This is a genomic window from Camelimonas sp. ID_303_24, from assembly GCF_053543495.1.
Genome location: NZ_JBLLJM010000002.1, coordinates 553395 through 575588 on the forward strand (window position 1 = coordinate 553395; position 22194 = coordinate 575588).

At 65.9% G+C, this 22194-nt stretch carries 20 protein-coding genes; 11 read left to right on the forward strand and 9 right to left on the reverse strand.

The window, feature by feature from the left end; all coding sequences use genetic code 11:
- Position 1: 1 nt before the first annotated feature.
- From ACERNI_RS02925 to ACERNI_RS02950, 6 genes are read left to right on the forward strand one after another with little or no spacing between them, the layout of a single operon-like run.
- Positions 2 to 247: a hydrogenase subunit MbhD domain-containing protein gene (locus ACERNI_RS02925; RefSeq protein ID WP_448831755.1), complete on the forward strand. Its 246-nt coding sequence runs from the start codon at positions 2 to 4 to the stop codon at positions 245 to 247.
- Complete coding sequence (gene mnhG, locus ACERNI_RS02930; RefSeq protein ID WP_448831756.1) at positions 244 to 618, forward strand: monovalent cation/H(+) antiporter subunit G; 375 nt, start codon at positions 244 to 246, stop codon at positions 616 to 618. Before ACERNI_RS02925 ends, mnhG begins: the two co-directional genes overlap by 4 nt.
- The gene (mbhE, locus tag ACERNI_RS02935) at positions 615 to 1307 is read left to right on the forward strand and encodes a hydrogen gas-evolving membrane-bound hydrogenase subunit E (protein WP_448831757.1); all 693 of its coding nucleotides are present in this window, start codon (positions 615 to 617) and stop codon (positions 1305 to 1307) included. Before mnhG ends, mbhE begins: the two co-directional genes overlap by 4 nt.
- Positions 1308 to 1318: 11 nt before the next feature.
- Entirely contained in the window at positions 1319 to 1693 is a 375-nt protein-coding gene (locus ACERNI_RS02940; RefSeq protein WP_448831758.1) for a sodium:proton antiporter, read from the forward strand.
- Positions 1687 to 4797, forward strand: a complete 3111-nt coding sequence (locus ACERNI_RS02945; RefSeq protein ID WP_448831759.1) for a complex I subunit 5 family protein — start codon at positions 1687 to 1689, stop codon at positions 4795 to 4797. The genes ACERNI_RS02940 and ACERNI_RS02945 overlap by 7 nt, the downstream gene beginning before the upstream one ends.
- Positions 4794 to 5492 (forward strand): urease accessory protein UreF, encoded by a 699-nt coding sequence (locus ACERNI_RS02950; protein ID WP_448831760.1) that lies wholly within the window; start codon positions 4794 to 4796, stop codon positions 5490 to 5492. The genes ACERNI_RS02945 and ACERNI_RS02950 overlap by 4 nt, the downstream gene beginning before the upstream one ends.
- A 100-nt stretch (positions 5493 to 5592) precedes the next feature.
- Here the strand turns inward: ACERNI_RS02950 and ACERNI_RS02955 are convergent, their stop codons facing one another.
- From ACERNI_RS02955 to ACERNI_RS02985, 7 genes are all read right to left on the reverse strand, one after another.
- Positions 5593 to 6072 (reverse strand): YqhA family protein, encoded by a 480-nt coding sequence (locus tag ACERNI_RS02955; protein WP_448831761.1) that lies wholly within the window; start codon positions 6070 to 6072, stop codon positions 5593 to 5595.
- Between the two features lie 411 nt (positions 6073 to 6483).
- The gene (locus tag ACERNI_RS02960) at positions 6484 to 7929 is read right to left on the reverse strand and encodes a GntP family permease (RefSeq protein WP_448831762.1); all 1446 of its coding nucleotides are present in this window, start codon (positions 7927 to 7929) and stop codon (positions 6484 to 6486) included.
- Between the two features lie 183 nt (positions 7930 to 8112).
- A complete protein-coding gene (locus tag ACERNI_RS02965) occupies positions 8113 to 9156 on the reverse strand; it encodes an urea transporter (RefSeq protein ID WP_448831807.1) in 1044 nt (347 codons plus the stop codon).
- Positions 9157 to 9282: 126 nt separating this feature from the next.
- Positions 9283 to 10986, reverse strand: a complete 1704-nt coding sequence (gene ureC, locus ACERNI_RS02970; protein WP_448831763.1) for an urease subunit alpha — start codon at positions 10984 to 10986, stop codon at positions 9283 to 9285.
- Between the two features lies 1 nt (position 10987).
- Entirely contained in the window at positions 10988 to 11299 is a 312-nt protein-coding gene (locus ACERNI_RS02975) for an urease subunit beta (protein WP_448831764.1), read from the reverse strand.
- Between the two features lie 13 nt (positions 11300 to 11312).
- Entirely contained in the window at positions 11313 to 11615 is a 303-nt protein-coding gene (gene ureA / locus ACERNI_RS02980) for an urease subunit gamma (protein ID WP_448831765.1), read from the reverse strand.
- Between the two features lie 32 nt (positions 11616 to 11647).
- Positions 11648 to 12541 carry an urease accessory protein UreD gene (locus ACERNI_RS02985; protein ID WP_448831766.1) on the reverse strand — a complete coding sequence of 298 codons (894 nt, stop codon included), beginning with the start codon at positions 12539 to 12541 and terminating at the stop codon, positions 11648 to 11650.
- Positions 12542 to 12786: 245 nt separating this feature from the next.
- Here ACERNI_RS02985 and ACERNI_RS02990 point away from each other — a divergent pair, with 245 nt between their 5' ends.
- Complete coding sequence (locus ACERNI_RS02990) at positions 12787 to 13287, forward strand: urease accessory protein UreE (RefSeq protein ID WP_448831767.1); 501 nt, start codon at positions 12787 to 12789, stop codon at positions 13285 to 13287.
- Positions 13288 to 13524: 237 nt separating this feature from the next.
- Positions 13525 to 14151, forward strand: coding sequence for an urease accessory protein UreG (gene ureG / locus ACERNI_RS02995; protein ID WP_448831768.1), 627 nt, complete (start codon positions 13525 to 13527; stop codon positions 14149 to 14151).
- Between the two features lie 86 nt (positions 14152 to 14237).
- Here ureG and ACERNI_RS03000 read toward each other — a convergent pair whose 3' ends face one another.
- Entirely contained in the window at positions 14238 to 14771 is a 534-nt protein-coding gene (locus tag ACERNI_RS03000; RefSeq protein WP_448831769.1) for a DUF1269 domain-containing protein, read from the reverse strand.
- A 336-nt stretch (positions 14772 to 15107) separates the two neighbouring features.
- Positions 15108 to 16157: an AI-2E family transporter gene (locus tag ACERNI_RS03005; RefSeq protein WP_448831770.1), complete on the reverse strand. Its 1050-nt coding sequence runs from the start codon at positions 16155 to 16157 to the stop codon at positions 15108 to 15110.
- A 573-nt stretch (positions 16158 to 16730) separates the two neighbouring features.
- Here ACERNI_RS03005 and ACERNI_RS03010 point away from each other — a divergent pair.
- The 3 genes from ACERNI_RS03010 to ACERNI_RS03020 are packed head-to-tail and all read left to right on the forward strand — an operon-like array spanning position 16731 to position 22005.
- Positions 16731 to 17735, forward strand: a complete 1005-nt coding sequence (locus ACERNI_RS03010) for an efflux RND transporter periplasmic adaptor subunit (protein WP_448831771.1) — start codon at positions 16731 to 16733, stop codon at positions 17733 to 17735.
- The gene (locus ACERNI_RS03015; RefSeq protein ID WP_448831772.1) at positions 17732 to 20821 is read left to right on the forward strand and encodes an efflux RND transporter permease subunit; all 3090 of its coding nucleotides are present in this window, start codon (positions 17732 to 17734) and stop codon (positions 20819 to 20821) included. The genes ACERNI_RS03010 and ACERNI_RS03015 overlap by 4 nt, the downstream gene beginning before the upstream one ends.
- On the forward strand, positions 20818 to 22005 hold the full coding sequence (locus tag ACERNI_RS03020) for an efflux RND transporter periplasmic adaptor subunit (protein ID WP_448831773.1): 1188 nt from the start codon (positions 20818 to 20820) through the stop codon (positions 22003 to 22005). The genes ACERNI_RS03015 and ACERNI_RS03020 overlap by 4 nt, the downstream gene beginning before the upstream one ends.
- The last annotated feature ends 189 nt before the right edge of the window (positions 22006 to 22194 follow it).

The window sequence follows — 22194 nt, forward strand, 5'->3', positions numbered from 1 at the left end:
CATGCTGGAGCTGCTCATCCTGGTCACCTGCGCCGGCATCCTGCTCAGCGGCGTGCTGGCGGTCTGCCTCAACAATCTGATGGCGGCGATGGTCAGCTCCAGCCTGGCGAGCCTGCTCGCCGCCGTATCGTTCCTGCTGCTGGCCGCGCCAGACGTGGCGATGGCGGAAGCCGCCATTGGCTGTGGCCTCAGCACCTTCGTCTTCATCTACGCCATTCGCAAAACCGGCGGGGGGAGCGCGGAATGACGGACCTGCTTGGCAGCCTCATCATCCTGTTGGGAGCCCTGTTCCTGTTTTCGGCGGGCCTCGGCGTGCTGCGCATGCCCGACGCCTTCACGCGCATCCAGGCGGGCACCAAGGCCACGACCCTGGGCAATATCCTGGTGCTGGCCGGACTGGCGATCCTGCACCCGGACTGGGCGTTGAAGCTGCTGCTGGTCATCGGCTTCGTGCTGATGACCAATCCGGTTTCGTCGCACGCCCTGTCCCGCGCCGCCTGGCTGATACGAACGCCGACGGCGCCCTCAACCGGCGCGGACGCGCTGGCCGGACATGAGGCTGGCAAACGCCTGGCGCGCGAGCCAGAAAGCAACGACGACGGGAGGCCGGGGCCATGATCCGGCGCGTTTTCGTCGCCCTCGCCGTGGCGCTCACGGCCCTGGTCTTCCTTGTCGTCGTCGGCGACTACGCCGAAATGCAGGCCCTGCGCCCGCTGGCGCAATATTACGTCACCCAGGTTCCCGCCCAGCTTGGCGCGCCCAACGTCGTAACGGGCATTCTGATCTCATGGCGCGGCTTCGACACCCTCGGCGAGGTGGCGGTGCTGTTCATGGTGGCCGCCAGCGTCGGCCTGCTGCTGGAGAACAATGAAGCCGGCGCGGCGCCCTCGCCGCGCCACGCGCGCCGCCCCCCCAGCGAAATCGTCACCAGCGGCGCCATGGTGCTGCTGCCGTTGATCTTCACCTTCGGCGCCTATGTGATCGTCAACGGCCATCTGTCAGCCGGCGGCGGTTTTCAGGGCGGCGCGATCGTGGCCTCGGGCGTGATGCTGATGCTGGTGGCGAACGCGTCCGCGACGCTCAACACGCCGCTGCTCGGCGCCATCGAATCGGCCGCCGGCGTGATCTATGTCAGCCTTGGCGTGCTGGGGCTGGTTCTGGCCGGCGGCTTTCTCGACCCGCGATTTTTGCCGAAGGGCGAATTCGGCGCCTTCATCAGCGCCGGGGCCATCCCGCTGATCTCGGCGTTGCTCGGCGTCAAGGTCGGCGCGGAGCTGAGCGTCATCATCGACAGATTCAGAAGCTGAGCGAGGCGGCCATGATCACGGGCGTTCCGGTCTCCACCATTTTGATGATTACCGGCTTTGGCCTGGCGCTGACCGGGCTGTGGGGCATGCTGACCCACCGCAACATCATGCGCATCATCATCTGCTTCGTGTTGATGGGCACGGGCTTCAACATCGTGATGGTGGCGAGCGGCTACGTTACCGGCGCCACCGCGCCGATCATCGACCGGGCGTTGGGCCTTGGGGAAGCCGGCGCCCGCGCCATTGATCCTGTTCCCTCCGCCCTGGTGGTGACGGCGATCGTCATTGGCTTCGCGGTCACGGCGGTGATGCTGGCCTTCGCCATCCGCCTGTACGCGGCGAAGAAAACCCTGTCGATCGACGCCTTCACGGAATCAAGATGGTAGCCGCGCTGTTCCATCCCCTCGGCATTTTCCTGTTCGGCCTTGGCGGCGGCTTCGCGTTGCCGCTGCTGTACCGGCTTGGCAAGGGCTGGCTGGCCGGCGGGTTTTTTCTGGCGCTCTGCGGCATCGTGCTGGCCAGCGGCGCCGGACTGCTGCGCCTGCTGGCGGGCGAGCCGGCCATCGAGGTGCTGACGGCGGGCGCCATGCCGCCGGTCTCCATCAACATGCGCCTTGGATTGTGGGAAGCGTTCTTCGCCTTCAGCGTCAATGTCACGGCGCTGCTGGGGGCGCTGCACCTGTGGGACCGTCTGCGCGGATCTTATGGGGCGCTGCTGCTCTACCTCATCCTGGTGATGGGGATCGACGGCATGATCATGACCCGGGATCTGTTCAACCTGTTCGTGTTCCTGGAGATCGCATCAATCGCCACCTACGGGCTGCTTGGCCTGTCGCAGGCGCCGGCGGCCCTCGCGGCGGCGTTCAAGTACATCATGGCCACGGTCGTGGCCTCGAGCCTGTTCCTGGTGGGATCAGTGCTTCTGTACCATGTCGCCGGCACGCTCAATATTGACGAACTGATTGCCGGCGCCAGCACCCTGAACCGCCCCATGGGCGTCGCCGCTTTGCTGATGCTGCTGGCGGGCCTGCTGATTGAGCTGAAGCCCTTCCCGGCCAACGGCTGGGGGCTGGATGTCTACGAAACCGCGCCTGGCGGCATTGCCGCCATGGTTTCGGTCGGCGTCTCGGCCGGGGTGTTTTTCGCCCTGTTCAAGCTGTCGCCCCTGTTCGGGGCCCAGCTCGGGATCATCGCCTTTTCCGGCGCCGTCACCTTTCTGCTCTCCAACCTCATCGGCCTGTCCCAAACCCGGACGCAGCGCCTGCTCGGCTATTCTTCCATCGGCCAGATGGGCCTGATGACCCTGGCCCTGGGCGCGCTGGCGCAGATTGACGCCGCCGCCGCGGCGCCGCTGGTGATCGGCGGACTGTTCGTCAATCACCTGCTGGCCAAGGCGGGCCTGTTCTGGCTGGCCGAAACGCTTGGCATGGAGAGAACCGACAGCCGCGCCGGCCTGCGCAACCATCCGCTGACCCTCGCCCTGCTCGGCCTGCTGATCGTCGCCATCGCCGGCCTGCCGCCGTTCCCCGGCTTCTGGGCCAAATGGGAGCTGGTGATGCGCCTCACCGCCGCCGGCGCGCATCACTGGACGGCGGTCATCCTCATCGGCTCACTGCTTGAGGCGGCATATATGTTCCGCTGGTTTGGCCTGACGCTGCGGCAAAGCACCAGCGCCCGCGCCGGCCATGTGAGCCGCCCGCCAGAAAGCCACCCCAGCCGGCTGCTGCCGCCGCTGGCGGCCGGCCTGCTGCTGCTGGCGGCCGGCGGCCTCGCCGCCAGCATGGCGGGGGTCGCCGCGCCGTTGCTGTTCGCGCCGCTGCTTGCCGGCGCCGCCATGTTCGCCATTGACGGCGTCCTGCCCGGCCGGCTCAAGGCCGTCGCGATGGAGCTGATTGTGCTGGCCGCCGGCGTGTGGCTGCTCTGGCCGGCCGGCGGCATCGCCGCCCTGTTCGCGGGTCTGCTGCTCGCTGGCGGCGTCGTCATTGCCGCCGCCAGCCTGCGCTACGCCGCCCCACGACCGGGGTTTTACCCCCTGATGACCACGCTGCTGCTGGCGATCATGAACCTGCTGCGGGCGCAGGACAGCCTGAGCTTCTTTTTCTCCTGGGAGCTGATCACCCTCGCCAGCTATTTCCTGATTGCGCGGAGCCCACGCGCCAGCCGTTACCTGCTGAGCTTCCTGCTGTTCTCGCTGGCGGCGGCGTATTTCCTGATGGCGGGTTTCGCCACGGTCGCCGCGGCGGCCGGCGGCACCGAGCTCGCCGCCCTGCGCCAGTCTGGCGGGAACATGGAAATCGCCTTCATCCTGCTGGTCGCCGGCTTCCTCATCAAGGCCGGCGTGCTGGGCGCGCATGTCTGGCTGCCCGGCAGCTATGCCGAGTCTGAGGACGACGTCTCGGCCATGCTCTCGGCCGTTGTCAGCAAGGTCGCCATTTACGGCCTGCTGCTTGTCACCTATCTGGCGATCCGCACCGAGCTGAAGCTGGAGGCGGCGCATGTCATGGCATGGGTTGGCCTGCTCACGGTGATCGGCGGCGCGCTCATGGCGCTGCGCCAGCAGGACTTCAAGCGCCTGCTCGCCTGTTCCAGCATGAGCCAGATTGGCTACATCATCATCGCCATTGCGCTGATGAGCCATCTGGGCTGGGTGACGGCGCTGTACCTGGTGGCCAACCATCTGCTGGTGAAGGGCATATTGTTTCTTGGCGTGGCGGGGGTCATCGCCCGCACCGGCGCGCGCCGTTTCGTCAGCACGGGCGGCCTTGTCCGGGCGATGCCCCTGACCTTCGCGATGATGTCCATCGCCGTGATTTCCATGTCAGGCCTGCCGCCGCTGATGGGCTTCGGCGGCAAATGGCTGCTGCTCACGGCCATGCTGGAGCAGGGCTGGCGCGCGCTGGCCATCGCCAGCCTGTTCGGCACCTTCCTTGGCTTCCTCTACATGATCCGCCTGATCCAGGGATTGTTCACCGGTCCGCGCGCCGAGGGGCAGGATCAGGTGCGGGAAGCCTCGATATTTTTGCTGGCCCCGCAGGCGCTGCTGGTGGTGGGCATCATCGTGCTGTCGCTGTTCCCGAAGCTGCTGTTTGATCCGGTGTCCGCCGCCATTGATCCGCAGTTCGCTGCGGGTCTGGTGTGGGAGGGGATGTCGCTGGAGAAAATCTACGCCGCCTGGAACCCGACGCCAGCGCTGGTCGCGGCCCTCGCCGCCTCCGCCCTGTTGTTTGCCGGCTTCTGGATCGTCTGGCGGCGCACGACGGCGTCGGGCGGCGTCGGGCGGTTCTATGCCTATTACCGGATGGTGATCGGGCGTTCGCTGCCGCCGGTCGCCGTGCTGTTCTGGGACGGCGTCGCCACGGGGGCGAACATCGCTTCGAACCTCGCCCGCCGGCCCTACACCGGCAATGGGCAGACCTATGTGCTTTATGTGATGTATTATTTCCTTGCCATCTATGTCGCCGGCTCCGGGCTGGCCGGACTGAAGCCATGAGCGCGCCCACCGAAACCACCCTGCCGCTGCATCTGCTCCGGCTGGTCAGCCAGAGCCTTCCCGTCGGCGCGTTCTCCTATTCGCGCGGGCTGGAGGCGGCTGTCCACGCCGGCTGGGTCCATGACGAAGCAACGACCCGCGACTGGATTTTTGGAACGCTGGAACACAGCTACGCCGTGTTCGACGGCGCCTTGTTCCTGCGCATGATGGCGGCGCTGGAGGCCGGGGACCAGGCGCGGTTCCGCGCCGCCGACGCGTGGCTGGCGGCGGGTCGGGAAAGCAGGGAATTGCAGCAGGAGGACCGGCGCATGGGCGAGGCGATGCTGCGCCTGCTCACGGACCTCGAGGTTCCCCTGGCCGGGGAATATGCCGCCAGTACTGGATTGTCATGGCCCGGGCTGTCATGGCCGGCTGCTTTCGCCATCGCCGCATGGCATTGGCGGGTGCCCGCGACACAGGCGCTTGCCGGCGTGATGTGGAGCACGGCGGAAACCCAGGTGGCGGCGGCGATCCGTCTGGTTCCCCTCGGCCACACCGCTGGCCAGCGCATCCTGATCGCCGCGCCGGCGATGATCGCCCGCGCCATCGCGCGGGCGGAAGCGGCCAGCGACGACGATATCGGCAACGTCTCCGTGGCGCTGGCGATGGCCAGCGCCTGGCACGAAAACCAGTACAGCCGCCTGTTTCGTTCCTGAGGTCTGACGCGCCTGAAACAGGAAACTCCTGAAACGGGGCGCTTGGGGCCCGCCCGGTCAGCCAGCGCCCGATGGGTTCTGGCTGCCCGGAATTCTGGCGTCAGTCCTGTTTGGAGGACTTGTTCTTCATCAGGAAGAAGGCCAGCGCCGCAATAACCAGCCCCAGCGCGACGCCAAGTCCGACAATATTCGACGTCCCATCCCAGGAAACCGCTTCCCTGAGAAAGAGCACCGCAAGCACGGCGATCACAACGCTGATCAGATTGCTCTTGAGATCCTCCAGGCTCCTGATCTCAAGCCATTTCGGCATGGGAATGTCATCATCGATAAACAGCAGATACAGGCCGACGCTTGTAATATAGACGGCGATGCCAATCAGGAATACGTCGACGGATTCAACAAGCCCGACGGCGAATACCTTGACATCCTTCGGGGAAACGGAGGCATTGCCAATGGTCGTGACCAGCGACGTCATGAGCACGAGCATCTCGTACACAAGCAGCGCCACCGAACCCAGAAAAGTCCCCACCACCGGAATCAGCATGATGTAGCGGCTGGATGACAGAATGCGCTTCAGCATTTGGAGGCTCTCACCTGCATGGACTGCGGAATTGCGGGGTCCCGCCATCCGGTCCGGGAATGTCATCGATATGGGCAATCCGGCGTCATGATTCCGGGCCCGCGCTGATTGTCAGCACATGCGCGCCGCTGGCGACATCCGGGAGCGCGCGGCTCCCGCCTGGGCGCCGCCCGCCAGGTTCTGGGCCACATGTGCGCAAGCCCCCCACCCGGCCAGGGCATGATGCCGACAGGCGGGCGCCGCCTGTCCGCGAAAAATCATGCGGAACCAGACAATCAACGCGGGATGCGTTTCCGTTCAAACACATCCCGCTCCCATACCCCGGGCAGGAAACCATTCCCGCGAAGCGACGGGGCGCCACGCGGGCAAGGACGCCGGCAGGGGCGTCAGCCAGGAACCTCAGAACGCGCCTCAGAACGAGCCGAACATGGTCCCGAGGATCAGCACGGCGATGAGCGAGATGACCACGCCGACGATCACTGTCATGATCATATCGCCATAACTTTCCTTGTGGGTCAGCTTGCTGATCTGCAGCAGCATCAGCACGGTGCCGTTGTGCGGCAGGGCGTCCAGCGTTCCTGCGCTGATCACCGTCACGCGGTGCATCAGGTCCGGAGAGACGCCATAATCAGCGGCCAGTCTCAGGAAGTGATCGCCAAGCGCGCCCAGCGCGATCGCTGAACCGCCGGAAGCCGTGCCGGTCAGGGCGGCCAGGGAGTTCATTGCCACGGTCAGCGAGATCAGCGGGCCTCCCGGGATGCCGATGACGGCGTCGCGCACCAGATTGAACGCCGGCAGGGCGGCGACCACCGCGCCGAAACCGACGAGGCTGGCGATCGTCATCATTGGCAACGCCGCTGAATTGGCGCCGGCGTCGATTGACTCGCGCAGCTTGGGCATGCGGCGGAAGTTGACCGCGATCACCGTCAGATTGGCGGCGGCAAGGGCCAGCATCACCGACCAGACGCCGCCGATCGACCTGAAGCTGGTGGAGCCCCAGGAAGGTTCAGCCAGGAAGGCGAAATCGAGCCGGGGAAGCACCACGAGGGCCATCAGGAAATTGACCACGATGACGACGGCCAGCGGCAGCGCCGCAAGGGCGGCTGGCGGGAAATCGTCCGCCTTCTGGCCGTGTTCGAGTTCGGCGATGTCGAAGTCGCCGACCGCTGTCGCCTGTTCGCGGAGCTTTTCGTCAATCGGGGCCGGAACAACCGCAGCGGTTCCGAAGCCTTCGCCTGCCCGCCGGGCCGCAGCTTCGGCGCGGGCGAGCCACCACAGGCCAAACGCCAGGGTGATCAGCGAGGCGATGATGCCAATGCCCGGCGCCGCGAACGTGGTCGTGCCGAAATACGGCATCGGAATCGCATTGTTGACCGAAGGCGTTCCAGGCAGCGCCGTCATGGTGAAGGTGAACGCCCCAAGGCCAATCGTCGCCGGCATCAGCCGGCGCGGAATATCGGCGGCCTCGAACATGCGCTGCGCCATGGGCACCAGCACGAAGAACGCAACGAAGACGCTGACGCCGCCATAGGTCACCACCGCAGAAGCCAGCACGACGGACAGGATCGTCCGTTTGGTCCCGAGCCGCTTCGTCAGATAATTGGCGATCGACGCGATGGAGCCGCTATCGTCCATCAGCTTGCCGAACAGACCGCCCAGCAGGAAGATTGGAAACCATTGCGCCACAAACCCCGCCGCGCCCGGCATGAAGGTTTGCGTCCAGTGGGCGAGGATGGGTTGCCCGGCAATAATTGCGGCCAGCAGGGCGGCGGCCGGAGCAACCAGCAGGACGCTCCACCCGCGGTAGGCAAGCCACATGAGCAATGCCAGGGAAACCAGAATTCCAAATAGTCCCATGGTGGCCATCTCCATCTTTGCATGCACATCCGCGCCGCGGCCAGGCGCGCCTGAAATGGTGTCGTTAGAAGGCTTTCCGATCAGCCGGAACCGGCTGATCGCTCAGAATGCGCTCAAAACAGCGATCGCTGGAGCAGTTTGCGATCCACACTGGGCGCAACCCGTTCCAGTGGAAGCGGCGCCTCACGACGTCTGCCCCCGCCCTGACCCCGCGCGGGCCAGTTGATGCCGGCGAATATTGTCCTCAGGCGTCGTGGCCTCGGCTGGCGGCACGGGGACCAGCGCGCGGAAACCGTATTGCCCAAGGAGCATCAGCCATGTGACGAGCACGAAAGTCGATGTCAGAACCGGCATGCCAACTGGCTTGAGGAAGATGGCGACCGAAGCCCACAACCAGGTGGAAACGACAACGCCGAACAGCGCATAGAGGAAACTGCGCCAGGTGAGCACCAGGAAGAAGCCGCCAAGCGCGATCGCCGTAAGCGCGGCGTTGTAGCCGAACAGACCATCGCGAATGGCGCCCTCCGGCCCACCGAACAGCGCCGCAACCAGCGCCGCAACCGCCGCGCCGATCAGGGCCATGCCCGCCGAGATGCGCGAATTGACGGCGATGCCAACGATAATGAGATAGCCGGAGATCCAGTTGTCCTGGAAGAAAATCTGGCCGATGGCGTTGCCGATGCCCATGTACCAGGTGGGCAGGACATAGGTGACGGCCGCATCATACTGTTCAGGCGAGACCGGCTTGGCGAGGGGGCCCGCGTCGATGGACGCGAATTTCAGCACCGCGAACAGGAACAGCCAGCCGGTGAGCACGAATGGCGCCGTGAGCGCCGCCACCCGGTGCGGGGTCAACAGCGTCGCCAGGGCCTGAAACACCACCGTGGTCATGGCGGCGGCGAACAGCAGATAGATAACCATCCAGCCCGATGGCACATGGCCGACGCGAAAATTGACGCTGGTGAAGGCGACCAGCGCCAAAGCGACAAGCGCGCCATTGAAGCCGAACAGACCATCGCGGATGAGGCCCCGGTCCGCCTGCAGCGCCAGCGCCATCAACGTGGCCGCGACCACGCCCATGATGCAGACCACGCCATAGATCCAGGAGTTGAAGAACAGGGCCAGCAGGATGATCAACCCCGACAGCGGGTTGTTCTGGAACACCACCTGACCGACGCCCCGCAGGCACCAGTCGACAAAACCAAGCGCCGGATGATCCCGAAACATGTCGACCGAAGACAGATTTGTCTGGCTCACGTCACGCCCTCCCCCAAAAAAATACCCCGCCGGCGTTTTGCTCTCCGGCGGGGTCGCACTGGTCAACCGCGTCTCCCCGCTACGAGGCTACCCGTCTCAGAACAGGAAGTAGCGCTGGGCCATGGGCAGGCTTTCAGCCGGCTCGCAGGTGATCAGTTCGCCATCGACCCGCACCTCATAGGTTTGCGGATCCACCTCGATTTTTGGCGTCAGGGAATTGTGGATCATGTCCTTCTTGCGCACGCCGCGCGTGCCCTTCACGGCCACGAGCTGCTTGTCCAGACCCAGCTTGTCGCCCACGCGGTCTTCCAGCGCCGCCTGCGAGACGAACGTCACGCCGGTCGCGCCGCGGGCGCCGCCGAGCACGGCGTACATGGGGCGGTAGTGCACCGGCTGCGGCGTGGAAATCGAGGCGTTGGGATCGCCCATGGGCGCGATGGCGATCATGCCGCCAAGCATCACCAGCGATGGCTTGACCCCAAAGAACGCCGTTTTCCAGAGCACCAGGTCCGCCCGCTTGCCGACTGCGATCGAGCCGATCTCATGGGCAAAGCCATGGGTGATCGCCGGGTTGATGGTGTATTTGGCGATGTAACGCTTGCAACGGAAATTGTCGTTCCGGCTGCTGTCCTCGGGCAGCGGGCCGCGCTGCACTTTCATCTTGTGGGCGGTTTGCCAGCACCGGGTCGTGGTTTCGCCGATGCGGCCCATGGCCTGGGAGTCCGACGACATCATCGAGAACGCGCCGAGATCGTGCAGGATGTCCTCGGCGGCGATGGTTTCCTTGCGGATGCGCGACTCGGCGAAGGCCACGTCCTCGGGAATCTGCGGGCTGAGGTGGTGGCACACCATCAGCATGTCGAGATGCTCATCAATGGTGTTGATGGTGTAGGGCCGGGTCGGGTTGGTGGAAGCCGGCAGGATGCTCTCCTGGCCCGCGGCGGTGATGATGTCCGGCGCATGGCCGCCGCCCGCGCCTTCCGTATGGAAGGAGTGGATGGCCCGCCCCTTGATGGCGGCGAAGGTGTCGGCGACGAACCCGCTCTCATTCAGCGTGTCGGAGTGCAGGGCGACCTGCACGTCCATTTCGTCCGCCACCGACAGGCAGTTGTCGATCGCCGCCGGGGTGGTGCCCCAGTCCTCGTGCAGCTTCAGCCCGATGGCGCCGGCGCGGATCTGCTCGCGCAGGGGCTCCGGCAGGGCCGCGTTGCCCTTGCCGAGCAGACCGACGTTGATCGGCAGCTCATCGACGGCCTGGAGCATGCGGTGGATGTACCACGGCCCCGGCGTGACGGTCGTCGCCAGCGTGCCGACGGAAGGGCCAGTGCCGCCGCCGACCAGCGTGGTGGTGCCGCTGGCCAGCGCCTCCTCCGCCTGCTGCGGCGCGATGAAGTGGATGTGGGTGTCGATGGCGCCGGCGGTCAGGATTTTGCCCTCGCCGGCGATCACGTCGGTGCCGGGGCCAATGATGATGTCGACGCCTGGCTGGATATCGGGATTGCCGGCCTTGCCGATGCCGCTGATCCGCCCATCCTTGACGCCGACGTCGGCCTTGATGATCCCCCAGTGGTCGAGAATGATGGCGTTGGTGATCACCAGATCGGCGACCTCGGCCGCCAGGCCCTGGCCCTGACCCATGCCGTCGCGGATAACCTTGCCGCCGCCGAAGGTCACCTCTTCACCATAAATGGTGCGGTCTTCCTCGATCTCGATCAGCAGCTCCGTGTCGGCGAGGCGGACGCGGTCGCCTTTGGTCGGCCCGTAGAGCGAGGCGTAAGTTTCGCGGGTGATGCGCGTCATCTCAGACCTCCAGCTTTCCGTTGACCAGGGCGTTGAAGCCATAAACGGCGCGATCGCCAGCAAGGGCGACCAGTTCGACCGTGCGATCCTGCCCCGGCTCGAAGCGGACAGCGGTGCCCGCGGGAATATTGAGGCGGAAGCCGCGCGCCTGCTGGCGATCGAATTTCAACGCCGTATTGGTCTCATAAAAATGATAATGCGAACCCACCTGGATCGGCCGGTCTCCGGTGTTGGCAACGTCGATCCTGCGGGTCTCCCGACCGGCGTTCAGCTCGATCTCGCCGTCCTCAAGCAAAAATTCGCCCGGATTCATGACGCAGCCCCTTTCATGGGATCGGGTTGTGAACGGTGACCAGCTTGGTTCCGTCCGGGAAGGTCGCCTCAACCTGGATGTCATGAACCATCTCGGGCACCCCCTCCATGACATCGTCGCGGGTCAGCAGCGTCGCGCCATAGGACATCAGGTCCGCCACGGTCCTGCCGTCGCGGGCGCCCTCGAGGATCGCCAGGGAAATGTAGGCGATCACCTCCGGGTAGTTCAGCTTGACGCCGCGCGCCTTCCTGCGCTCCGCCAGCAGGCCGGCGGTGAACAGCAGCAACTTGTCCTTCTCGCGTGGTAACAGTTCCATTTGTCGACCCTCGCTGTGTCAGTTTACCAGTGTCATGTCGTCCAGATGCGCGGCGCGCTGGCTGGCTTGCCCTGCCCCAGCTGCCTCAGAACGTCCCATGCCTGAACGAACATGGACTTGCCCTCTGCAACCCGTGGCCCGAGATAGCGGCAGACGAGCACGTCCTCCAGCTGGCTCACGGAAAACATACCCTGATGCTGGCCGCCGACAGCGGCGCGCACCCGCTCCGCCGCGTCCTCCGGCAGCGCGCCGGCATAGACCATCGCCCCCACCGTCGGCTGGCCGGAAAGCGCGAACGCAGCGGAAAGCTGCGGCGAGCCGGCGGACAGGACCATGCGCTCAAACCAGACTGGCCTGCCGTCGCGGACAATTTCAATGCGCTGCGCCACCTGCCCGGCCGTGAAACCTTCGCCAGAGGCGGGCCGGCCCAGACAGATAAAGTCCCAACCAGCATAGACAGCGTCCTGCGCCAGCGTCACCCTGGTCTCAAGACGGGCATTGGCGCCTGCGAAAACGATGGTTTCCTGCGGAAGAAATTCACAAACCGCGCCCGCCCCCAACGTCATGCGGGTGGACTGGAGCGCGACATCGCCGAGGCTGCGGTAAAAACGGGTGGCGCCGGGCGTGGTCAGAACCACGCGCGCGCCGGCATCGACATGAAAGCGCTGGTCGAGGCTGTCGCCGCCGACGACTCCGGCGGGCGGATGCAGCAAATAGACATGGCAACTGCCGTCCTTCTCCGGAAAGAACGGCTTTTGCACGAGCAACGGACCGGAATGACGGCGGCGGATCAGGCGGGTCTTGCCGGCAAGCGGCGCGAACCACAACTCCAGCTCGGCCGGCCAGCTGCGACGGCCCGACGCTTCGACTGGGGCCCCAGGCGGCGACGTATCTGGCGAATTTTCCCGTGCCTGGAGCAGGAACATGCCGCATCTCCCATATTTCATCTGGAGTATGCGCCGCCCCGCGCCATGGCAACCACTTTTATCGCGAAAGACACCAATTACATCTGTGAATGCTGTGCAGAATGCATATAATTTTGAGCACTTTCCATGCATTGCTGCATTGGTGGTGCTGGCAATCTAGATGCAATCCAGATTATCCGGCTTCAGGGTTACCCCTGTCGCGCAGCAAAATCCCATAATCCCGAATGTCCAGAGTGAGGCGCCTGATGTTGAAGGCAGTTGCGGTGCGGCGCGCATCCGAAGGCGGCGTTGATGGCAAGTTCGTTGTTGGCCACGCCACCCTGGCCCACGATGAGCGGCACCTGCGGCGCCGGACCATTGGGCTGAATGACGGCGCGCGGGCGCTTGTCGATCTTCCCGTCACCGTGGCGCTCGACAATGGCGACGCCCTGCTCACCGATTGCGGCGGCGCCATCGCCATCACGGCCGCCGATGAGTCGCTTTATGACGTGCGGGCCCAGGACCCATTGCATCTGGTCCAACTGGCCTGGCACCTTGGCAACCGCCATCTGGCCGCCGACATCACGACAGACAGGATCCTGATCCTGCGCGACCACGTCATCCGCGCCATGCTTGAAGGCCTCGGCGCGCAGGTCAGCGAGATCGTCGCGCCGTTCCAGCCCGTACGCGGCGCCTATTCCGGCCACGGCGGACATGACCACGGGCATCATCATGATCACGGGCATCACGACCATCATCACGGCTGAGCGCAAGACCGAACCTGCGGCCGATGGAATGGCCCCGGGCAGGGACCCGGGGCGGCGCGGCTTTAACCCTGGACAATAATCCGCCAGGCTGCGTTCACTGTTCCATGCGTTGATGCACCGCGTTTTCCCGATGCGCCGCGACGGCCACAACGCGGGAAGACGTTTTGCAAGGCAAGACATCCCCCGAGCGGAATGCAACCACGCACCCGCATGACAAGATCTGAGGCGACAGCGTTCATGACATCCAGAAACGGCCCCCTGCGCATCGGCATTGGCGGCCCGGTCGGCTCCGGGAAAACCACGCTGACCGAGCGCCTGTGCAAGGCGTTGCGCGACCGCTTTTCCATCGCCGTCATTACCAATGACATTTATACGCGGGAAGACGCGCTGATCCTCGCCCGCCGGCAGGCGTTGCCCGAAGATCGCATCATGGGCGTCGAAACCGGCGGGTGCCCGCATACGGCGATCCGCGAGGACGCGTCGATCAACCTGCAGGCGATCGCCGAAATGAACCGCCGTTTTCCCGATCTGGACATCGTGTTCATCGAATCGGGCGGCGACAATCTCGCCGCGACATTCTCCCCTGACCTTGCGGACCTGACGCTCTATGTCATTTCCGTCTGCCAGGGCGAGGAGATCCCGCGCAAGGGCGGCCCGGGCATCACCCGCTCGGACTTCCTCGTCATCAACAAGAGCGATCTGGCCCCTTACGTGAACGTCGATCTGGACGTGATGCGCACGGACGCCGCCCGCATGCGCGGACACCGGCCGTTCGGTTTCACCGATCTGTCGCGCGGCGCGGGCCTCGACGCGGTCATCGGCTTCATCGCCGAAAACGGCGGTCTGGAGCAGCCGACGGCCTGACGGGCCCCTCGCGCAGTCGCCGCGCAAAACACATATGGCCGGGACAGGCCCGGCCATATGCAAAACGACGTCCCGGCGCCGGGCGATTACGCCTTCGGCGCGGCCGGGGCTTCAGCCGCCGCTTCCGGGGTAATCGGATGTGCGGCGAGCGCTTCGCGCAGGGCCTGCTCCTTGCTGTGATCGAGCGAGGTCTTGAGCACTTCGCCGCCCGCGCCGCGCAACTCCTCCAGCACCTTGTCGCCAGTCACGCCCTGCACCAGCACGAACAGGGCGGCGTTGCCGGGCTGCAGCTTCTCGCCCAGCTCTTTCATGAACTTGTCGTTGATGCCGAAATCCGTCAGGGCGCCGCCCACCGCGCCCGAGGCCGCGCCAATCGCGGCGCCAACCAGGGGCATCAGGAAAATCGCGCCGATCAGCAGGCCCCAGAGGCCGCCTGAAGCCGCTCCAGCCGCAGTCGTGTTCATCAGCTGGTTGAGCTTGACGTGACCCTTCTCGTTTTTGACGGCGATCACCGCATCGCCGATCCTGATCAGATATTCCTTTTGCAGCTCGAACAGACGCTGGCGGATTTCCTCCGCCTTCTGTTCATCCGGATAAACAACGACGACGAGATCAGACACGGGAATACTCCGCATATACGGGTGAGGAAAATGACGGCCCGGGCTCCGGGGGGAGCCCCGCGCCTGCACGCCGGAAGGCGCCTGCTCAGGACCTGAGCCAAGACGGTTTCACGATGGGCTCAATGAGCTGGCAGGCTACACTGAACTCCGCCCACGCGCGATACAACCACCTGGTCCATGGCCGTCACCGGAAGATGACGGCCCGCGGCCAGGAACCGCCCTGCGGTCGCCTGCCGGCAGCATCTGGAGGGGGCGAAACCGGCCGGCGCCGGGCCCGGCGACATACGCTGGCCGGGCGGCCGGCTTTACCGGAAACGCCTCATGCCCCCAATACGGTCAGCCGCTCGCCCGCGCGTCCTTCGGCGGCGCGCCGAGCAGATCGGAGAACCAGCGGCTCGACGGATGCTGGGCGCAGAACGTCAGCAAGGCGATGGAAATTGGCACGCCGATGAAGGCGCCCAGAATTCCCCACAGGTAGCTCCAGAAAAACACCGAGAACAGCACCAGAAATGGCGACATGGACAACGCCGAGCCGGCGACCCGCGGCTCAAGATAACTGCCGACCACGAACTGGATCAGGTTGAGGCAGGCGAAGACCACCAGCACCGCCTCCCAGGACTGGAACTGGGCCATGGCGAACAGGGTGGGAAAGACGGTGGCCACCAGTGGCCCGATGAACGGGATGTAATTCAGCGCGAAGGCCATGACGCCCCATTCGGCCGCGAGCGGCAGGCCGACAGCCGTCGCGAAGATCCAGACGAGCGCGCCGGTCATGAAGCTCATCACCGTTCGCACGCCCATGTATCTGCGCAACTTGACCGCGGTCTGGCTGGCGCCGCGCAACAGCACGCCGGCCACGGTCTGGTTGCCGAGCGCGCGCACCTTGCGGGCCGCGTCGTCCACCTCGAGCAATCCGAGGATCACATAGACGAACACCACAATCCAGAAGCTCAAGGTGGTGTTGAACCGGCCCGTCACCTGCTGCGCAGCCCGCACCACCCAGCCGACGTTGAAGTGCTCCGCCCAAAGGCCGGCCACGGCGATCCCGTGCCCTTCCAGCCAGGCGACGCCCATGACGTAAAGCGTCTGGAAGCGCCCGGCGTCGGCGATGATCCAGCGGGTGACGCGCCCAAACCCCCAGGCAACGATCCAGCCGAACACCAGGAAGACGGCGGCGACCACCAGCATGCTGAAGGCGAGCGCCAGCCCTTTTGGCATGCGTTTCTGCAGCCAGCTCTGGAACGGCCACATCAGGGCGATCATGAACATGGCGAAAACGACCGGGGCGATAACCGCGCCCGCATAATAAACACACCCGAAAACAAGGATGACCGCGATCAACACGATCATGGCCGTCGAGATCGATCCCCTGCCTGCGCCTTCCATGTGGCTCCCCCCCAAATTCAGGGGCCGTCCGGCGCCCTGTTCCCGCTCCGCGTGCGCGCCGCACACCAAATTGTGGCGGCAGTCATGACAGGGGCGCGCAGTCATCGCAAGGGACTGGCAGGGCAAACCGCGCGAGGGACGGCGCCAGGGATTGAGACTGGCAATGGACGCAAGAGATCGATTCAGGCGATCGATACAGGGGATCGCGCAAGGGGCTGGCGACATTGAGCCGGCCAGGGACGCGCGCCAGTGCGCGCCGCCGCGCCACGCCCCGCTTGCCCCATGTGACTTGCCCCATGTGAAATGTAATTCCCACGATATCTGGGTACATTACCCACAATCCGCATTGTCACCGATCATTGTTGTGGCCTAAGAAAATACTGTCGGGCAGTCCGGTTACGCCCATTGCGAGTCTTCCGGCTCCATGGCCATCAGGGGGATATTGTGTCTGGGCAAGCTGCGGAAAAAAACCTTTGCGCGGCGTCGCGCTGTCTCGCTGTTTCGACGTTGATCGTCGCGGGAATCGCGTTGTCTGGCTGTGGGCGGGAAGAGGCCAAGGCGCCCCCCGCTCCCGTGCGCCCGGTCCGGACCGTCACCATCGCCAGCCAGCCCCCAGCCCCCGCTCTCGCTTTCACCGGCCACATCGAAGCGCAGGACCGGGTCGATCTTTCGTTCCGCATTGGCGGCCGCGTGGCGGAGCGCAATGTGGGCGTCGGCGCAGCGGTGCGCGAAGGCGATGTCGTCGCCCGGCTTGATCCCGAAAACGAGCTGAATGACCTGCGCGCGGCCAGGGCCGCCCTGGCGGCGGCGGAGGGCCATCTGCGCGAGGCGGAAGGGCAATACCAGCGTCAGAGCCAGTTGCTGGCCCGCAACGTGGCCACGCGGGCTGATTTTGAAGCGGCCGAGCAGGCGCGGCTTTCGGCGCGCTCCCAGGTCACGGCCGCGCGGGCGCGCGTCGCATCGGCGGAAGATGTCGTGGGCTTCACCACGCTCAAGGCGGATGCGCCGGGCGTGGTGACGCGCGTCGGCGCCGAGCCTGGCGAAGTGGTCGCGGCGGGCCGCATGATTTTGCAGCTCGCGCGCCGCGATGGCCGCGACGCGGTGTTTGAGGCGCCGGCGGACGTGGTCCGCTCGCTGCACCCCGGCGATGCGGCGGCCGTCGCGCTGGCCGGCCAGACCGGCGTTACCGCCCACGGCCGCGTGCGGGAGATCTCTCCACAGGCGGACCCGGTGACGCGAACTTTCACCGTGCGCGTCGGCCTGTCTGATCCATCGCCGGCTTTCCGCCTTGGCGCCGCCATCACGGCGCGGATTGGCGGCGACGGCAAAGCCGCCATCCACATCCCGGCCACGGCGCTGATGCAGCGTGGAAATGGCAACAATCTGGAGACTGGCGTGTGGGTGGTTGATCCGGCGGCGCAGACGGTGTCGCTGCGCAAGGTCGAGGTTCTGGCCTCTGATCCAGCTACGGCGCACATCGGCAAGGGGTTGAACCCTGGCGACGTCGTCGTCACCGCGGGGGCCAATGTCCTTCGCGAAGGTCAGCAGGTGCGTCTGGGCGGAGCGGAAACACGATGAGCTTCAACCTCTCGGAATGGGCGCTCAGAAGCCGCTCTGTCGTCATCTATCTGATGATCATCGCCGTCGCCGCGGGCGTGTTCGCCTTCGAGCGTCTCGGGCGCAATGAAGACCCCGCCTTCGTCATCAAGACCATGGTGGTGTCGGCCGCCTGGCCAGGCGCGACGATGGAGGACATGCTGACCCAGGTCACCGAGCGTCTTGAGCGTCAGCTTGAGGAAACGCCGGGTCTGGATACGGTCCGCAGCTTCACGCGCCCTGGCGTGACGACGATTTTCGTTGACCTGAAGCAGTCGACCCCGGCGCGCGAGGTGCAGGACACCTGGTACCGCGTCCGCAACCTCGTCGCCGACATGCGCCTGACGCTGCCGGCGGGCGTGATCGGACCGCAGTTCAATGACCGGTTCGGCGACACATTCGGCATTATCTACGGCTTCACGTCCGACGGGTTTTCGGGACGCGAACTGCGCGACTATGTCGAGGCCGCGCGCTCCCGCCTGCTTCAGGTTCCGGACGTTTCGAAGATCGAGATCATCGGCGCCCAGGATGAGCGCATCTTCATCGAGTTCTCGGTCAGGGAACTGGCCAACCTCGGCATCGACCGCAACGCCCTCCTGGCGGCGCTGCAGAGCCAGAACGTCGTGCGGCCGGCCGGCGCCATCCAGACGCGCAACGAAACCATGTCGCTGCGGGTCTCCGGCGCCTTCGGGTCGGAAGCAGACCTGCTCAACGTCAATTTCCCGGTGGGCGACCGCATGGTGCGCCTCGCCGACATCGCCACCGTGCGGCGTGGCCATGTCGACCCGCCGCAGCCGATGTTCCGCGTCAACGGGCGCGAGGCGATCGGTCTTGGCATCGCCATGCGCGACGGCGGCGACATTCTTGCCCTGGGCCAGAACATCAAGAAGGCCATGGCCGGCGTCATCGCCAACCTGCCGGTCGGCGTCGAGGCGACGCTGGTGGCGGATCAGGCGGTGACGGTGGATCACGCCATCGCCGACTTCATGACCTCGCTCTGGCAGTCCGTGGCCATCATCATGGCGATGAGTTTCCTCAGCCTCGGCATCCGCCCTGGCCTGGTGGTGGCGCTCTCCATACCGCTGACGCTGGCCGTGGTGTTCGCGGTGATGCTGGTTTCTGGCATCGACATGCAGCGCATCTCGCTCGGCGCGCTGATCATCGCCCTCGCCCTGCTGGTCGACGACGCCATGACGACGACCGACGCCATGGTGACGCGCCTGGCCGCTGGCGATGAGAAAACCACCGCGGCGACCTTCGCCTACCGCAAATACGCCATGGCGATGTTCGCCGGCACGCTGGTGACCATCGCCGGCTTCCTGCCCATCGGTTTCGCCGCCAGCTCCGCCGGCGAATACACCTTCTCGCTGTTCGCCGTGGTCAGCATGGCCCTGGTGGCGTCGTGGTTCGTGGCGCTGATCTTCGCGCCTGTGCTGGGCGTCGCCATGTTGAAAGCGCCGCCGCCTGGCGCGAAGCCGCAAGGCCCCGGCAAGATGGAGCGCATGTTCCGCAGCCTCCTGACAGGCGCCATCCGCCTGCGCTGGATCACCATCGGCGTGACCGTGGGGCTGTTCGTGCTGTCGCTCCTCGCCCTGCCGCTGGTGCCCCGGCAGTTCTTTCCGGCCTCGGACCGGCCAGAGCTGCTGGTTGACCTGACGCTGCCACAGAACGCCTCGATCTACGCCAGCGAGGACATGGTCAAACGCTTCGACGCGACGCTGAAGGACGACCCGGACGTGGCGCGCTGGAGCGCCTATGTGGGACGCGGCGCCATCCGTTTCTATTTGCCGCTGAACGCCCAGTTGCCCAACAGCTTCTTCAGCCAGGCGGTGATTGTCGCGAAGGACGTGCCGGCCCGCGAGCGCCTGCAGGCCAAACTGGAGAAGATGCTGGCGCATGACTTCCCCAATGTGGTGGCGCGCGTTTATCCGCTGGAGCTTGGCCCGCCGGTTGGCTGGCCGGTGCAATATCGCGTCAGCGGGCCGGACATTGCCGAGGTCCGCTCCATCGCCATGAAGGTCGCCCAGACCATCGCCGCCAATCCCCAGACAGACCATGTCAATTTCGACTGGATCGAGCCGGCGCGCGAATTGCAACTGAAGGTGGATCAGGACGAGGCGCGGCGTCTGGGGCTCAGCTCATCGGCGGTCGCCGCGGCGCTCAATTCTGTGGTGACCGGCTCCACGGTCACCCAGGTCCGCGACGACATCTACCTCATCGACGTGGTCGCCCGGGCGCGCGACGGCGAGCGGGCCTCGCTGGAGACCCTGCGCGGCATGCAGGTTTCGCTGCCTGGCGGGCGCACCGCGCCGCTGTCCCAGTTCGTGACCTTCAGCTACGGCCTTGACCAGCCGCTGGTCTGGCGTCGCGACCGGACCCCGACGCTGACGGTCGCGGCCGACGTTCGCCCTGGAACCTTGCCGGAAACGGCGGTCAGCTCCCTGCAACCGTCCATTGAGGCGCTCAGCAAGGCCCTGCCGGCAGGCTACAGCATCGCCACCGGCGGTTCCGTTGAGGAAAGCGCCAAGTCGCAGGCGTCGGTCATCGCCGTGGTGCCGGTGATGCTGCTGGTGATGTTCACCGTGCTCATGGCGCAGTTGCGCAGCTTCCGGCTGCTCGCCATCGTCCTCGTCATCGCGCCGCTCGGCCTGATTGGCGTGGTGGGGGCGCTGCTGCTGTCGGGCAAGCCGCTTGGCTTCGTGGCGCTGCTCGGCGTTCTCGCCCTCATCGGCATCATCACCAAGAACGCGGTGATTCTGATTGGCCAGATCGAGGCCGAGCGGGCCGACGGCAAAAGCGTGGTGGAGGCAGCGCTCGACGCCGCCGCCACGCGCTTCCGCCCCATCGTGCTGACGGCGATCTCAACGGTGCTTGGCATGATCCCCATCGCGCCCACCGTGTTCTGGGGGCCAATGGCCTTCGCCATCATGGGCGGGTTGCTGGTGGCGACCGTGCTGACGCTCGTGCTGCTTCCCGTGCTGTATGTCACGGTCTTCAACCGGGGCGGGTCGGCTGAGGCCGCGCCTGGCGCGCCGGCTGCAACCACCCCTGTGGGAGTTTCGGCATGATCCGGATTCCAGCCAGCAAGTCCTCGCCCGAAGAGGCCCTTCCCAGGCAGTCCCTTCTCACGTGGTCCCTTCTCAAGCGCCCCCTGCCCAGGCGCCTGCTGGGCGCGACAGCCGCCGCCGGCCTGATGTTGCCGCTGGTCGCCTGCCAGGAGGCGAAGCCGCCAGCGGCGGAGGGCCGGCCCGTCGGCGTCATCAAGGTGGAATCGGGCGCGGTCGCCAGCGACGTGCGGCTGAGTGGTGAAATCCAGGCCGAGAAAAGCGTCGGCCTCGCCTTCCGCATCAACGGCCGCGTCACCGAGCGGAGCGTCAATGTGGGAGACCGCGTGACCGCCGGACAGGTGGTCGCCCGTCTTGATCCGACGCTGGAGCGCAATGAGCTGACAGCGGCCCAGGCGGCCCTGCAGGCGGCGCGCGGAGAGCTGAACACCGCCCGCAACACCTTCGAGCGGCAGGACCGCCTGATGACGCAGGGCTTTACCACGCGGCCCCGTTTCGACCAGGCGCAGCGGACCCTGGAGACCGCCCAGGCCGCTGTGGACAATGCCGAGGCGCGGGTGGAGCTGGCGCGGGACCGGCTGTCCTTCACCGAGCTGCGCGCCGGCGTTTCCGGCGTGGTGACGGCGCGCTCCATTGAGCCTGGCGAAGTGGTCCAGCCCGGGCAGGTGGTAATCCGCATGGCGCGGGAAGAAGGGCGGGACGCCGTCTTCCATGTGCCGGCCCGCCTGCTGGAGACCCATGCCGGAACCTACCGGGTGCGCGTCGCCCTCGCCGACAACCCGGCGGTGACCGTCGCCGGAACGGTGCGCGAGGTCGCCACGCAGGCCGACCCCGGCACGCGCGCCTTCCCGGTGAAGGTCAGTCTGATCGATCCGCCGGAGGCCATGCGCCTCGGCGCGACGGTGACAGGCGTGCTGGAAATCAGCACGCCCGCGATCATCGCGATCCCGGCGAGCGCCCTCACCCAGCAGGGAACGACGCCTGCGGTGTGGGTGGTCGATCCCGCGACCTCGACGGTCTCCCTGCGCGCGATCGACGTCCTGCGCTTCGACCCGGACCAGGTAATCGTCACGCATGGGCTGGAGCCAGGCGATCTTGTCGTTTCAGCGGGGGTGCAGGCCTTGCATCCTGGCCAGCGCGTGCGGCAGTTGCCGACCCCGGCCAGGGCGGGCCCAGGACCGGCGTGATCCGGCCAGGCTCCGCGCCTGCGCCTTGACAGGCTGGATTGCGACGGGATCACCCGGTCAGGGGACCTCCATGGGCGCAAACAGCCCGGCCGCCAGGGTCGCGCATGACCCTGGCGAACAGCCGCAAGACATTCACAATATTGAAAATTTCATACAGCGCCTGCGCGGCTCAGGACCAGAAGCGACGTT

Coding starts and splice junctions, on each gene's coding strand:
- ACERNI_RS02925 (WP_448831755.1), top strand. CDS start 2: ATGCTGGAGCTGCTCATCCTGGTCACCTGCGCCGGCATCCTGCTCAGC.
- mnhG (WP_448831756.1), top strand. CDS start 244: ATGACGGACCTGCTTGGCAGCCTCATCATCCTGTTGGGAGCCCTGTTC.
- mbhE (WP_448831757.1), top strand. CDS start 615: ATGATCCGGCGCGTTTTCGTCGCCCTCGCCGTGGCGCTCACGGCCCTG.
- ACERNI_RS02940 (WP_448831758.1), top strand. CDS start 1,319: ATGATCACGGGCGTTCCGGTCTCCACCATTTTGATGATTACCGGCTTT.
- ACERNI_RS02945 (WP_448831759.1), top strand. CDS start 1,687: ATGGTAGCCGCGCTGTTCCATCCCCTCGGCATTTTCCTGTTCGGCCTT.
- ACERNI_RS02950 (WP_448831760.1), top strand. CDS start 4,794: ATGAGCGCGCCCACCGAAACCACCCTGCCGCTGCATCTGCTCCGGCTG.
- ACERNI_RS02955 (WP_448831761.1), bottom strand. CDS start 6,072: ATGCTGAAGCGCATTCTGTCATCCAGCCGCTACATCATGCTGATTCCG.
- ACERNI_RS02960 (WP_448831762.1), bottom strand. CDS start 7,929: ATGGGACTATTTGGAATTCTGGTTTCCCTGGCATTGCTCATGTGGCTT.
- ACERNI_RS02965 (WP_448831807.1), bottom strand. CDS start 9,156: ATGTTTCGGGATCATCCGGCGCTTGGTTTTGTCGACTGGTGCCTGCGG.
- ureC (WP_448831763.1), bottom strand. CDS start 10,986: ATGACGCGCATCACCCGCGAAACTTACGCCTCGCTCTACGGGCCGACC.
- ACERNI_RS02975 (WP_448831764.1), bottom strand. CDS start 11,299: ATGAATCCGGGCGAATTTTTGCTTGAGGACGGCGAGATCGAGCTGAAC.
- ureA (WP_448831765.1), bottom strand. CDS start 11,615: ATGGAACTGTTACCACGCGAGAAGGACAAGTTGCTGCTGTTCACCGCC.
- ACERNI_RS02985 (WP_448831766.1), bottom strand. CDS start 12,541: ATGTTCCTGCTCCAGGCACGGGAAAATTCGCCAGATACGTCGCCGCCT.
- ACERNI_RS02990 (WP_448831767.1), top strand. CDS start 12,787: ATGTTGAAGGCAGTTGCGGTGCGGCGCGCATCCGAAGGCGGCGTTGAT.
- ureG (WP_448831768.1), top strand. CDS start 13,525: ATGACATCCAGAAACGGCCCCCTGCGCATCGGCATTGGCGGCCCGGTC.
- ACERNI_RS03005 (WP_448831770.1), bottom strand. CDS start 16,157: ATGGAAGGCGCAGGCAGGGGATCGATCTCGACGGCCATGATCGTGTTG.
- ACERNI_RS03015 (WP_448831772.1), top strand. CDS start 17,732: ATGAGCTTCAACCTCTCGGAATGGGCGCTCAGAAGCCGCTCTGTCGTC.
- ACERNI_RS03020 (WP_448831773.1), top strand. CDS start 20,818: ATGATCCGGATTCCAGCCAGCAAGTCCTCGCCCGAAGAGGCCCTTCCC.